Annotated in this window: 13 protein-coding genes and 1 pseudogene; all 14 read right to left on the reverse strand. The window is 58.7% G+C overall.

Features of this window, described 5'->3' with window-relative positions:
* Window positions 1–1236 (reverse strand): winged helix-turn-helix domain-containing protein (locus tag NUV89_RS02750; protein WP_257780195.1); only part of this gene is annotated, 1236 nt, incomplete at its 3' end.
* 45 nt (window positions 1237–1281) lie between these two features.
* Window positions 1282–1383 (reverse strand): annotated as a pseudogene (locus tag NUV89_RS02755) (DUF1127 domain-containing protein); the annotation flags it as partial.
* A 102-nt stretch (window positions 1384–1485) separates the two neighbouring features.
* A complete protein-coding gene (locus NUV89_RS02760; protein WP_257780196.1) occupies window positions 1486–2172 on the reverse strand; it encodes a phage tail assembly chaperone in 687 nt (228 codons plus the stop codon).
* Window positions 2173–2175: 3 nt separating this feature from the next.
* Window positions 2176–3393 carry a hypothetical protein gene (locus NUV89_RS02765; RefSeq protein WP_257780197.1) on the reverse strand — a complete coding sequence of 406 codons (1218 nt, stop codon included), beginning with the start codon at window positions 3391–3393 and terminating at the stop codon, window positions 2176–2178.
* Window positions 3393–3968 (reverse strand): YmfQ family protein, encoded by a 576-nt coding sequence (locus NUV89_RS02770; RefSeq protein WP_257780198.1) that lies wholly within the window; start codon window positions 3966–3968, stop codon window positions 3393–3395. The genes NUV89_RS02765 and NUV89_RS02770 overlap by 1 nt, the downstream gene beginning before the upstream one ends.
* Window positions 3965–5035: a baseplate J/gp47 family protein gene (locus tag NUV89_RS02775; RefSeq protein ID WP_257780199.1), complete on the reverse strand. Its 1071-nt coding sequence runs from the start codon at window positions 5033–5035 to the stop codon at window positions 3965–3967. The genes NUV89_RS02770 and NUV89_RS02775 overlap by 4 nt, the downstream gene beginning before the upstream one ends.
* Window position 5036: 1 nt before the next feature.
* Window positions 5037–5354: a phage GP46 family protein gene (locus tag NUV89_RS02780; protein ID WP_257780200.1), complete on the reverse strand. Its 318-nt coding sequence runs from the start codon at window positions 5352–5354 to the stop codon at window positions 5037–5039.
* 108 nt (window positions 5355–5462) lie between these two features.
* Window positions 5463–6176, reverse strand: a complete 714-nt coding sequence (locus NUV89_RS02785; protein WP_257780201.1) for a hypothetical protein — start codon at window positions 6174–6176, stop codon at window positions 5463–5465.
* A gap of 59 nt (window positions 6177–6235) precedes the next feature.
* A complete protein-coding gene (locus NUV89_RS02790) occupies window positions 6236–6796 on the reverse strand; it encodes a phage baseplate assembly protein (protein ID WP_257780202.1) in 561 nt (186 codons plus the stop codon).
* Complete coding sequence (locus tag NUV89_RS02795) at window positions 6796–7923, reverse strand: phage baseplate assembly protein (RefSeq protein ID WP_257780203.1); 1128 nt, start codon at window positions 7921–7923, stop codon at window positions 6796–6798. Before NUV89_RS02795 ends, NUV89_RS02790 begins: the two co-directional genes overlap by 1 nt.
* Entirely contained in the window at window positions 7907–9232 is a 1326-nt protein-coding gene (locus NUV89_RS02800; RefSeq protein WP_257780204.1) for a DNA circularization protein, read from the reverse strand. The genes NUV89_RS02795 and NUV89_RS02800 overlap by 17 nt, the downstream gene beginning before the upstream one ends.
* Window positions 9229–11454, reverse strand: a complete 2226-nt coding sequence (locus NUV89_RS02805; RefSeq protein WP_257780205.1) for a phage tail tape measure protein — start codon at window positions 11452–11454, stop codon at window positions 9229–9231. Before NUV89_RS02805 ends, NUV89_RS02800 begins: the two co-directional genes overlap by 4 nt.
* Window positions 11455–11631: 177 nt before the next feature.
* Window positions 11632–12018 (reverse strand): hypothetical protein, encoded by a 387-nt coding sequence (locus NUV89_RS02810; protein WP_257780206.1) that lies wholly within the window; start codon window positions 12016–12018, stop codon window positions 11632–11634.
* A gap of 5 nt (window positions 12019–12023) precedes the next feature.
* On the reverse strand, window positions 12024–12395 hold the full coding sequence (locus NUV89_RS02815) for a phage tail protein (RefSeq protein ID WP_257780207.1): 372 nt from the start codon (window positions 12393–12395) through the stop codon (window positions 12024–12026).

Here is a 12395-nt window from a genome sequence, read left to right on the forward strand (position 1 = left end):
CGCACGGGCGCCTGACCATGCTCGGGGTCCAGGCCCAGTTGGATCGCGGCCAGCACTCGCCTTCTGACAATTCAACTGCACCCGCGCCAACCCCAACCAATCCGCCATCTGCCGCAAGTTCAGCGCCAACGCCAGCATCCCCTCCTCATCCAACCCCGGCTCTTCCTCATGCACCGCATGCACCGCCAGGCAGCCATTGGCGCGCTCAGCCCGCAGATCAATGCGCGCGGCAATCCGTTCGTGGTGCAAAAACGGCAGCACGTAGTAGCCATACACCCGCTTCTCCTGCGGGGTGTAGATCTCCAGCCGATAACGGAAATCGAACAGCCGCTCGGTGCGACTGCGCTCCCAGACCAGCGAATCGAACGGCGACAGCAGTGCACTGGCCGGCACTTTGCGCGGCACGGTCGGCGCCGGCAGGCAGTACGCCGCCTGCTTCCAGCCTTGCACGTGGCACGCCAGCAGTTGCCCATCTTCCACCAACTCCGCGAGGCGATTGCGGCTGTCGGCGGGGTCCAGGCGGAAGTAGTCGCGCAGGTCCTTTTCCGTGGCCACTCCCAACGCGGTGGCGCTGTGCAGCAACAAGCCACGCAGCGCTTCGGCTTCGCCTACGCGGGCTTGCAGGAATTCGCCCGGGATCACCCGCTCCGGCAGGTCATAGAGCCGCTCAAACCCGCGCCGACCGGCCACGGTGACCAGCCCGGCGGCGAACAACCATTCCAGCGCGTGCTTTTCGTCACTCCAGTCCCACCACGGCCCGGCGCGCTCTTCACGGGTGGACAAACTGCCCGCCCCGACAGCGCCTTGCTGCTCGACAGTCTTCAGCACGCGCTGGATGATCGCCTGCTGCTCGCGCCCAAAACGCGCCATCTGCGCGTAAATCCCCTGCCCTTGCCGTGCCCGCTCCATGCGCCAGCGCATCAAGGGGTACAGCGTCATCGGCAACAATGACGCTTCATGCCCCCAGTATTCGAACAGCGAGCGCCGCCGCCCCTGGCTCCAGGCAGCCTGTTCAAGGAGCTGGGGAGAATAGTTGCCCAAGCGGGAAAACAGCGGCAGGTAGTGCGAGCGCACCACGGCGTTGACCGAATCGATCTGCACCACACCCAGGCGTTCGATCACCCGATTGAGGTGCGCGGCCTTAATCTGTGCAGGCGCCTGGCGCCCGGAAAAACCCTGGGCCGCCAGCGCCATGCGGCGAGCGTGCTTAAGAGAGAAAGACAGGTCGGCGGGCATGGGACTCTCCGTGTGGGCGCGCCAACCACCCTACTGCATCCGCGCTCATTTTCGCAGCGGATCTTGCCAGGCCTGCAGGCGGCGCTCACGCTCCACATCCCCACGCCGCAGCCCGATGTCCTTGAGCGCGTCATCGCTCAAATGTAAGCGCGCGCCGGATTTGGCACTGCCTGACGCGATACTTGGCACCTCCTGAGCGGCGCCCCGCACTTCTGCATTGCGTGATGTTTGGCACCGCCAGATAAGGCCTCACCCCTCCAACAATGCGGCCAGCCATTCAGGGGCACTTGGACGCTTATCCTTCAAAGGGAAGTCGGCAGACTCAGGCCAATCACGTAAGTCCTGCCGATAACCCTGCAACTGCTTGTACTGCTCAGCAGTGAGTGTTCTAGGACGTTCGGCCTCCAGTTCGTCGCGATGGCGGGCGACCAGTGGATCAGTGAGCAGCAACGCCCGGTCGCGGATGCCGCGTTCGTGGCGTTTCAGCTCTTCCGGCGTAGGCCCTGGCGCGGGGGCCGTACTTGGGCGCCCGTTCTCGCCAGGCGCAAGCACCAACCCACCCAGCGACAGCACGCGGCATATCTCGTCGTGTTCAGCCTGGGCAACATCTACAAGCTCGGACTCTGGCGGCAGTAAACACGCAGGGTTGGGCACAACAATCAAAGGGGCCGCAGCGTCAGCATCTGGCACGTCGATCATTGGCGGCACCGCATCTGGATCAGGAACCAAGATAGTTGGGTATTCAGTTTGAAAATCTGAGTCTTCAACCTCACTCCACGCCGGATTTGGCACTGAAATAGTTGGGCGAATCCACTCGGGGTCTGGAATAGACACGGTTGGCCGCACCCAAGCGGGATCGGAGACCTGAATAGTCCGAGTGCCGTGAAAAACGTCGTTGCAGAACGCGTTTTGTTTTGCACTGTAGAAAATCTTCATTGCTTAGTTGCCCCTTACTTCGATCATCAAAACAAGCCCCGATTGAACTGCCGTAGTCGCCTCTTCCAGCAATATCGTGGTGCCACTTGTCGTAAGGGCGTAGGACGACGCGATCATCCGACCAGGCGAACCCGATGCAACCCTGAAGCTCGTTCGGATATTTAGGCATTGAGCGGGAAATTGAAAAGGCCAAGTCACAGTGATCGAGCTGGTGGCGCCTTGAGCGTCACCAATCACGTACTCACACCATTGGATAATTTCACCGGTATCCGCGTTCTTGCTCCAACCGTTTGGAGAAAGCAGTGCCGTATCTTTCGCCTTGAGCGGTTGAAGCATCACAAGATCGCCCGTGGACGCGTGGCGCATGTAGGGCTGGTTCTTGTCACCACTCGCCAACCCAACAGTCGTGATAGCGTCACGGACCGGGTACTGTGCTGTCCACGCGGCAACAAACTCGGTATTCGCAATTTTCTTGCTGTTGTCGCCCAATACAGGAGTCGGAGCGCTTGAGTTCACACCTACGGCTAGAGAATTGACACTAAGCCAACCGTCGTAGCTGTACCACATCGCGGGGCCGGATTGAGAGTTATCGGCGTTGACGCCTCTCCAGACAAAACCGCCAGCACCGGCGCCTCTGTTGCAAAGGAATTGCATAGCACCAGCAAGCCCCATCTCGGCATTGCCCCAACCTATATAGCCGCCCTGGACGTTAAAGCCCGACGCATTGTCGGTCACTCCGACACCTAAAAGTTTAGGGCGGTAATTACCACCACCGACCGGCAGCTTTCCAGCAATCGAATTTGTCACCGTCGTGGCGAAGTTTGGATCGTTCCCCAGCGCGTCTGCGAGTTCTTTCAACGTATCAAGAGCGGTTGGCGACGATGCGACCAGGGCTGAAACTGCATTCTGAATGGCCGTGCCTGTTTCTGTTTTCGTAAAGACATCAGAAAGCTTGTAACCGTCGCGGGTGGTCGGTTTGCCCGTGATCTTGTCCCAGGCGCTCGCAAGCTCCTGCAACGCCTTTACGGCCTTCAAAACCTGCCCATCATCAGCCGGCGTCAAAGGCTGACCGGAACCCACCACCAGGTTAACCAGCTCTCGCTGTATGGCATTCAACCAAGCCACGGTAATCATGGTTGCGTCGATGCCCGAACCGGGTTGGCCCTGGGTGAATTCGCCTGCACCGTTCGCAGTTGCGGTGCTACTGCTGATTTTCTGCATCAGTTATCTCCGTAGCCGAATAGCAAAATGGACTCGGCCGGTTTCAACTGGCTAAGTCTGCACTCAAGTAATTTGTTGCCCCAGGACGCCACGGGGTCGCCTGCGGCGGTCAACCCCGCCAGTGCGTAGGTGACAGTCACTGCGGGGGCGTTAACGCGCCAGGTGAAGTCCCAGTCGCCGCCGTAAACGCGGTCGCCTGCCCGCGAAATACCTGCGCGAGCGTGATGAAAGGTTGTGATGGTGATGTCGTAGCCAAGGGACTTAGCCAACGCGATGTAAAAGGCTTTGCTCTGACCGCCACGTGCTTGCAGCTTGCTAACAACCGCCTGTACACGTTGCCGGATTGATTGCGGCACACCTACGAGGCAAGGATCGGGTAGCGCCAGCACCCGCTCCCAGTCAGCCAACCCCATACCTGAGTCGGCAAAGATCGCGCTGTAGACCGCATCCGCGTGCGTATCAGACCGGGTTAACGCCTTAGCTTCGGCCTCAATAGCGGCGGACAGCATTGGCGCATTGCCGTCATAGGAGACGGGAGGCAACAGCATCCGCAACTGATCGGCGAGCGGTGTCATTTCAGCAGGCCCAAAGTGATGATGCCGGGGCGAATCCAGCCAATCCGGCTTGGATCATCTGACGCCAATACGTTTCCTGCCGGTGCAGTGAGGGCACGATCAATCACGCCGGCCAAGTTGCCAATCATGTTTTCTATCTGGGAGCGCTTAAGCGTTTCTTGGGGCTTGAGGGCTCCCAGCAATGCGTTGTAACCGGATTGGGCGGCGACCTGCACATTGGCCAAGGTGTAACCCGCAGCGAGTTCAACCAGGGCAGTCGAATTGACGCGCCGCTCCGTAGGGGCGTAGGCCCAAACATCCGCGAAGACTGAACACACGCTAGTGACGTGGCTCAAGCACCGATCAATGACCTCGGCTGACGGGCTGCCAGTGGTGGCAGTGAGGACCAGGTCGATGGAGTTACCGCTGCGGCGCTTTGGCAGCACCAGTACGTCTGCCACACCGTCCACCTCTTTAGCCCATCGCTTGAAGTCGGCCAGGTTGCCTGCCGCTGGTGGTGACTGGATGACATCGAGCAATCGTGCGAGCAACGATTCCGGGCTCTCTAGATCCTCGCCCCCGGTGGTTGCACCGACAAAGCTAGCGTTAGCATCCATACCCAGCGGTGGGCTGGTGAGGACTAGATCGCCTGTCAGCCCATTGAGCGATGAACCAACGGTACGAGCCTTAACCAGGACAGTAGCGGTCCCATCGGTGCCAAGCTTCGCGCTAACCAGGCTGTCTAACTGCTCTCCAGTCACGCGGTGCGTTAGGGTAGAACCTTGCAGCAATTCAACCGACGCAGTGCCTTTAAGGCCGACTACGCCCGTAGCCGCAACAGGGGCTTTGCGCTGAACGCCGCGAATTCCAGCGGCATGCACCAGCTCTTCTACGTCAGCGGTATCCGGGAAGATTTGTCGATAAACCCAGGCGAGCTTCTGATAGAGACCTTCCACTGTGGCGGCAGTAGCCGCAGACCGGATGTAGTGGTCGCTGTCGGTGCCGATGTCGGCCTCGTCGTTGAGCGCTTTAATGTCGCGCAGGATGCCTGCCAGGATCGTCTCAAGGTTGGGCGCGGAAAAGGCCATGTCAAATCACCCTTACAGGTTGGCGAAACACCTGCGGATTGCCGGTGGCGTCGATGATGTCGATGTGCAGCGTGAGCCAGCCGTTGTGGGGCTGTTCGGCTGTGACGGTGATGGACTTGGCGCGCAGATCCGTGAGCAACGCCTTGAGGGCGTCCTCGGCGTACTGCTTGGCAAGACGACCGATCCGAGGGCGGTCTTTTTCGCGGCGAAGTTCGTGCAGGCGGGAGCCCAGAGTGGGATCTTTCCACCAGGTTCCGAGGGGGGTCATAAGGCGTATGTAGACGGCGTTTGCCAGCGTATTGATACGCTGGCCCGTCAAGTCGCCTGTCGTTGGGTTTATGCCTGCGTCCATGGGGATGCATGGTGCAGGCTCACGCGGGGGGAGTGTATTTCAGGGGGGTTTAAGGTCTTAAAACGCCATTGACAGTTAAGCCTTCGGGGTCATAACAAAGCACTTATCTAGTTCGTTTTTTTGGCAATTGATAGATATATCGGACAAGTCTCCAATACTGAGCGTTCGACTATCATCACCAGTGGTGCCGTTGTAAACAAAGACTCGATATTCTTTTTGATGACTAAAACAGATTTTCTTTTTGAGAATTGCTAAGTCCCCATCAAAAAAACCACTAAAGTTTTCAGGATCATAATACTCCACCAGTCCACGACCTACACGGGAGCCCTTTTGCGCCTCAGCGGTGAGGTGCCGATCTAAACGCTCAAGGAATTTTTGGCTGTCAACAATCGTGCAATATTCCCCCAAGTCACCTTTTTCAATATCTATCGCGATGTGGGCTTGCATTGCCTCAAACGTTTCAAACTTTTCTTCATTGTCACAGTGGTACGTGGACATGCAGTAAACGTGGTAATCGTTGAGGATCGTATAACCGATCGTTACCGGTCCAGAAATACCTTCGACCACGATTTCCTCCCCTGTAACAGGGTGGTCAATCGTCATCGTCATCTTTTCCGGCTGGAGCCACGCGTGTAAGCCTTCATGCTTGTCTCCGACATTGGAAGCAAGCTCTTCCTCATACTCCTTAAAAAACTTCAGGCGATTCATATATAAATCACCCCGCACAAATGCATCACGGTGGGCCTCTTCTTTGAAAAAACGAACAAACGCATAAAAAATGTTTGCCACTGTGACACCTCTCTAGATAAGCCCAACAAATTTGCCGGGCTCAATCAAATACCAGAAATTCACTGCGCTGACGATGGCTTTGGGCTACTACCATGGGCGTGAGAGTTGTAGATATCACGGTCACCTTGCATCGACCGCGTATGGTCCTCGATCTCGCCATCCGCCTTGATACCGCCCTCGACATGCAGCTCGCCTGACATTTCAACTAGAGGCGTCTCAAACCGCACCTTGTTCTTCACCTTGAACAACAGTTCATCCGTCACGACCTCGATGACCCGCCCGCGCTTCATATGCACGTGGTCACCTTCATCGGTATACAGCGAAACCTCCCCGTCCTTGAGCTGGAGCCGATAACGGCCATCCTCACTGGCGATCACGACACAATGACTACTGCTACCTCCGATTGGGATCACCACGTAGTCGGCACCAGGCAATGGCGCCGAGCTGAAACCATAGTGCTGGGCCAACTCGCCCGATACCGACTCGCCGGCCAGCCCCTGCATTTCGACACCAATCAATGCCCCATGGGTATTGCTAACGGCCGTGGCACGGAATGCCTGACGAACCTTGCTCATCGCCCGACCAACCTGGTCACGCACCAGTTGCGCCATGATGCTCATTAAAGCCCCTTGATCATCTGAATAAACGCCGCATCCGGGTTGGACTTGCCTTTGTGTTTCTTCAACTTGTTACCGTCCAGCACCCACATCTTGTCTTCACGCAAGCGCAACTCGGTGAGAGCCCCTTCGCCTCGGGCTAGGCGCAATGTGCGCGACATCAAAAAGTACGTGTCATTGAGGCCATGCGGCTCACTACGAACGACAACGCGCTGACCAGGAGCCCACACCTGGCCGTTGTCGGCCCGGTGCCCCTTGACCACGGCGCGGATCTCAAACCCTTCTAAGCGACTGTCCGCCAGGAGCTTGCGAGCGCGAGTCGTCGCCATGTCCTGGTTCTCGCTGGAACTGTCCACTACCACCTTGGGCCGGAAGATCCCACGACGGGCCAATGTTTCGTCCTGGACCTGGGAGCGAAGATGGGAACGTGCGGTGTCCAGCCCATCATTGGCATATTGACCGTGTTGGCCGAGGACGGTGATTTGGCTGTATCGGTTGGCAATAGAACGGCGCACGCTCAGGCGGTCCACGTTGTTACCTACCCCATCCTCCCGCATCACCAGCACGCCCACGGGCGCAGTGGTGTAGTCCGGCCCGCCAATGATCAAGCGGCCATCCGGCTCAACCCAAGGCCACAAGCCGTTCGCCTCGGCGACCTGGAGCAATGCCTCCCAGGCGGTTTGTCCTGGTTCAATCTGCACACGTCGGCGGGTCTTGGACTTGTCGGCGCGGATCTCCACCTGGTAGGCCCCCAAAGGCATAACCACCTGTTCGATAATCTGCGCCAGTGACGCTTCACGCATAGACACGAAGGGCGACGAGCAGTCCACCAGGGGCGCCGCACGGTCACGACCGTTAATGCGCATAGAGATGCCCCGACGCGAAACGTCATGTTCAAACTCGTCGATTTGGCCGGTCAGCACCCGGTCGCCATCCAACGTCAGCGAGCAGGTTGCACCTTCCTTGATCACCTCCGGCAAGCGGCTGGCGTTCTTGGTGTGCAGTTCAAGCTCAAACGCGTCTGCCGGGGTCAGTAGGTCGGACTCAATCGACCAGCCGTCCCAGGTGTCGTGTGCCAGGCCGCCAATGGCGAGCCGGATGGAGGGCATAGGATCATTCAGCGTAAGCACGCAGAACCCTCCCAGCCGGAATGTTGTGAGGCGTTTTCAGGTCAGGGTTAAGCCGGATCAATTCGATGGCGCGCCCATGGTCGCCATACCAGCGGTGAGCCAGCAGGCGCAGACTTGCTGGGGACTCGACCTCACGCTCAACCATCGGTGGACTCAACAGGATGACCTGGCGCGCACGGGCCTGGATCAGGGCCGCCGTGTTGCGCAGTGCCTCAATCACCGGCCGGGCCGTCTCCACGTCGTACAAACGACGGTGCAACAGGATTGCGCCCTGGACCAACGAGCGCACCAGGTTAACCAGGCCCTCCAGTTCAAGCGGGCTCAAGGTAGGATTTTTGCTTTCGTCCTCGATCACGATGGCAACCGCTTGGGCGTGCGCCAAGGCCAGTTCGGTGATGACCAGGACGACCAGGGCAAACCCGCTGGCCTCGACCGGATCGTCGGGCATGCCGTCAGGCAACAGGCTTGCATCTGGTGCTACCCCCTGGCGGGCACTGATCAAAAAGGCGTTGGCCGCTCGTGCCGGGTCGGTGGTCAAGCTATCGCCGCCCGGCATGGTTGCCGGAACGCCAGTTCGGGACAGCAGCGCGGTTGAAGTGCTGGGCGTGCTGTCCTGAATGGAGCTGCGGATCTGCGTCGGCGTGCGGAACAGATCCACCAACGGATCGAACGCGGCCGACGGGTTCTTCGCCATTGATATGACGCCGGACACAACGCCGAGTATCTGGGAACGCAATTGCTGCACCCGCAGGAAGATGCCCGGCAAGCCCAGCGCTTTTTCGATCAGGCCAACCCAGCCGCCACCGATCCACGATTGAATCTCGCCGACCAGGGAGTCGATGCGGCCGAACAGATCAAACACGCCATCCTGCCAGCGGTAGTCGTCCTCTTGCTCCAGGACGCCGATATCGACGAACTCAAACTGGCGGGCGAAAAACGGTAGGTCAGGCGTGTCCTCGACAAACAACAGGCTAACCTGGGCGGCGTCAGGGTTGTCGGCGTCGTGCTTCACGTCAACGTTTTGCGAGACAACCGACAGGCTGCCATAGATTGGGTGGATCAGCTCACCAGGGCCACGCTGACCAAGCGCAGCCAATAGGTTCTGTAGTTCGATCTCGTAGTTAACGCCGTAGACGATGATCTGCATCGGTAGCCGTCGAGCGCTCCGCCCAAGATCGACCACGCTGTCGCCGTCTTTAAAGGGCGTGCCATGCTCGGACAATGCCCGCTGCCATTGCAGGTTTTCACTGACGACCTGAATAGGGACGCCGCGAAAAGAGGCGTCCAGTAGGGTTTCTGCCCAGCTCATCGGCCGCGCCTCATTTGAATGTCAGTACGTCGCTCGACTTCGGCCTGGATCATGTTGGAGTCCATGCGTAGTTCAATGACCAGGGGCTGGTCCAGCAACCGTTGCAGGCGTGCAGCGGCCGCTGGAGTCTCTGCCCCTGCGGTGACGGCACGGTTCGCTATGCCTGCGGCCCACTGGTTGGCGCCGTCGATTGGCAGGCCTGCGGCCGTCATGCCGGTTTGCTGGTGCGCCAGGCGCTGGGCCTGGGAGGACAACCAGTCGGAGGTCTGATTGGGGTTCTGTCCGGCCAGGTCCAGGCGGTTGCGGTAGAAGGCAGTTTGATAGGTGCGCTGGTCATCGTTCAAAAGCTTGCTGCGCTGGGCCATATCTAACCGCCCCTCATCCGTAGCCGTTGCACTCGCCCCACCGAGTTGGGTAGCGGTCGCCACAAGGGCTACTGGTGCCAACCAAGGCGCGACAAATCCCCCTGGTTTTCCTTTAGTCGAACTGGACCCACCTGGCAGATCGGGCACACCACCAGGCAGCACGCCTCCCGGCCAGTTGGTAACAAACACAGATGTAACCCCTGTCGCCTCTTCCAGCACCTTACCCACAGCGATGTTCTTAAGCGTTTCAGGTCCGCCCATGAATTTGTTGAGCAGCGCACCCGCGCCAGCTTTGGCACCGCGTCCGGCGTAATAGCCGCCAACGCCCAGCGCCGCACCACCTGCCAGCATCTGCTCGCCAGACAGGTTCAGGTCATCGAGCAAGTAACTGCCCATATCGGCAAAACCCTTGTTCAAAGGGGTCGCCATACGGTCAATGGCCTGGCCGAGAGTCGCTTTCATCCTGGCAGCCGTGCCGCTGGCGCTCTCGGTGTTTTCTTTGAGGTCACGACCGATCACAGCATCGGAGCCGCCGATTGTTTTAGTCTGCTCACCCATGGTGTTCAAGCGATCACCCGACAACATGATGCGCATCCCGCGCACAGTGTCCTGGTCCATCCCCTTGAACACGACGCCCATAAACTTGGCGCGCTGTTCATCGGTTTTCATCTTCTCGTACTTGCCTTTCAGATCCCCAAACACGTCCTGCGGATTGCGCGAGCCACCGTCCTTGTTGAAGAACTTCACGCCGCTTGTTTTGGTGACCTGGTCTCGGTACTGCTTCGTGCTGAACACACGCAACGTGGACTCGGCCAGGGTGCCAAGTCGGTCGGGCTGCATCTCAACCGTGGAGAGGGTTTCCGTGAAGGCCAACGCCTGCGCCATGGACATGCCAGCGGCCGCAGCGGCGCCACCGATCTTCGGAAAGAGGTCAGCAAGGTTTTCAAGTTCCGCATTGCCGAGGCGCCCGGCCACGGTCATTTTTTGGAGCAGATCCAGCGCCGCACCTTCCTTATTCAGGTCGATGTTAAACGCGCTCGCACCCGCCACCACTGCCTTGCCCAGGACTGCGGAGTCTGCGCCGGTGACCGATGTCGATTGGCCGATAGCGTCGGCAGTTTTCTTCGCTGCGTCGTACTTCACGCCCGAGGCGATCAGGGTATTGAAGCCACTGTCTACGTCTTCGCGATTGACGCCGTACGCCTTGGCGATCCGCCAGCCCTCATCGCGCCATTCATTTTTTTGCTCCGGCGTCATATCGGCGGTTTGCTTGGTGCGGATCAACTGACGATCCAGGCGGGCATTGCCGGTCATACCGGATGCAACGCCGAGACCGAGCCCTAAGCCAGCGAGCTGACCTTGAGCGCTACTGCCCAACCCTTTGATTCGGTCGAATTCCTGGCGAACACCTGCGGCAATGGTCTTGAGCAACCGCAGATTCCGTCCACCGTTCTGCGCAAGTCGGCGGAAAGCGGACTCTGTTTTTTCAACGCTTTGACGCAGCGGCTGTACGCCCTGCCGGTCAGCGCTACTAAATTCGGTTTTGGCGTCACGAGCAGCCTTGCGAGCGGCGCTTGCCATTTGCTTTAACTCGTCGGCTGTCTTGGTGACTACCAACCGAGTTTCACCACCCGCTTTAGCGGTTTCCCGCATGGCGCCTCGGATCGTCTTGTAACTATTTGCCCCGACCTGGCCGACCTTGCTGATTGCCGAGGATGCTTTCCAACTCTCATCAGCGAGGGATTTGGCACCGTCCTTACCGGCCTTGCGCAGGTCGCCGGTAAGCTGGGCGATCTCGCGGCGACTATTGCCCGCATGGGCCTCGAAACGTAGTGCGACGCGCAGGTCGGAACTCATGGGTAACTCCCGAAGGGCTTAGAGGTGCAAGAAAGGCTCATAAATGAGCCTCGTACTACTTGGGTTTGGGGAGAGGCGTCCGCTTGCGTTTGGCGACGTAGCGTGTGGGGGCGGCCTTGCCGACAATGAGACCGATACGTGCGTCGATCTCATACTTTGTCATCCGCCGGATCTCATCTAGGCGGTAGCCTCGCTGGACAAGCCCGTGTTCGATCCGGCGCCAGTCGATAAGGCCGCGCTCAGCGGCGCGAGCTTTTTTTCCAGATCCTCATCAGCATCCGCAATCACACCCAAATCGCTTTCCGTCAGAGATGCACGAAGAAGCTCAGTGGTCAGCGCCTCTTCGGGAATGTCGCCTAGAGAGAGCAACTGGCGGCGGTAAACCTCAACCGTAACCAGTTGAAGCGGGCCATTTGGATGTTCCTCTTGGGCGGAAATAAGATCGCCGGTTACTGGAACACGCAGGGTGAAGTTTTTGTGGAAAGTACCGGCGTAGTAAACGCCGATACTCAACTCACCGCTGATAGTCAGTCCTTGCCATTGCTTTTGCTGTTGTTCAGTCACTGCCCTTACTCCGTGTAATAGTTCAAGGCTGCGATGGTCAGGTCACGGGTGGCCTCACCCTCAACCTGGTACTTGCTGCCCATCTCCATCAGGGAACAGCCTGTCCAAGTCTGGCGTTTACTGCCGCCGTCCTGGGGGTAGATCGTCACCTTGGCGTCCATCAAGGCACGCCAGTCCGGCTCGCCAGTTTTCGGGATAACCACCGAGATTTTCAGCTCGTGCTCTTCAATCCCCTTCGAGGTCCCGCTGGGACGGCCGGTGCGGTTCATGGTTTTGACCACCTTGCGTCCAGTCTTGAGGGATGGCTCAACGCTCACCACCTCATAGTCCGTGCCGTTGATCTCCATGACGATCTGCCCTACGTAGTTATCAGACAT

The organism is Pseudomonas sp. 18.1.10, assembly GCF_024655625.1.
In the GTDB taxonomy this organism is placed as follows: Bacteria; Pseudomonadota; Gammaproteobacteria; order Pseudomonadales; family Pseudomonadaceae; genus Aquipseudomonas.

Coding starts and splice junctions, on each gene's coding strand:
- NUV89_RS02800 (WP_257780204.1), bottom strand. CDS start 9,232: ATGAGCTGGGCAGAAACCCTACTGGACGCCTCTTTTCGCGGCGTCCCT.
- NUV89_RS02815 (WP_257780207.1), bottom strand. CDS start 12,395: ATGTCTGATAACTACGTAGGGCAGATCGTCATGGAGATCAACGGCACG.
- NUV89_RS02805 (WP_257780205.1), bottom strand. CDS start 11,454: ATGAGTTCCGACCTGCGCGTCGCACTACGTTTCGAGGCCCATGCGGGC.
- NUV89_RS02765 (WP_257780197.1), bottom strand. CDS start 3,393: ATGCAGAAAATCAGCAGTAGCACCGCAACTGCGAACGGTGCAGGCGAA.
- NUV89_RS02770 (WP_257780198.1), bottom strand. CDS start 3,968: ATGACACCGCTCGCCGATCAGTTGCGGATGCTGTTGCCTCCCGTCTCC.
- NUV89_RS02790 (WP_257780202.1), bottom strand. CDS start 6,796: ATGAGCATCATGGCGCAACTGGTGCGTGACCAGGTTGGTCGGGCGATG.
- NUV89_RS02775 (WP_257780199.1), bottom strand. CDS start 5,035: ATGGCCTTTTCCGCGCCCAACCTTGAGACGATCCTGGCAGGCATCCTG.
- NUV89_RS02760 (WP_257780196.1), bottom strand. CDS start 2,172: ATGAAGATTTTCTACAGTGCAAAACAAAACGCGTTCTGCAACGACGTT.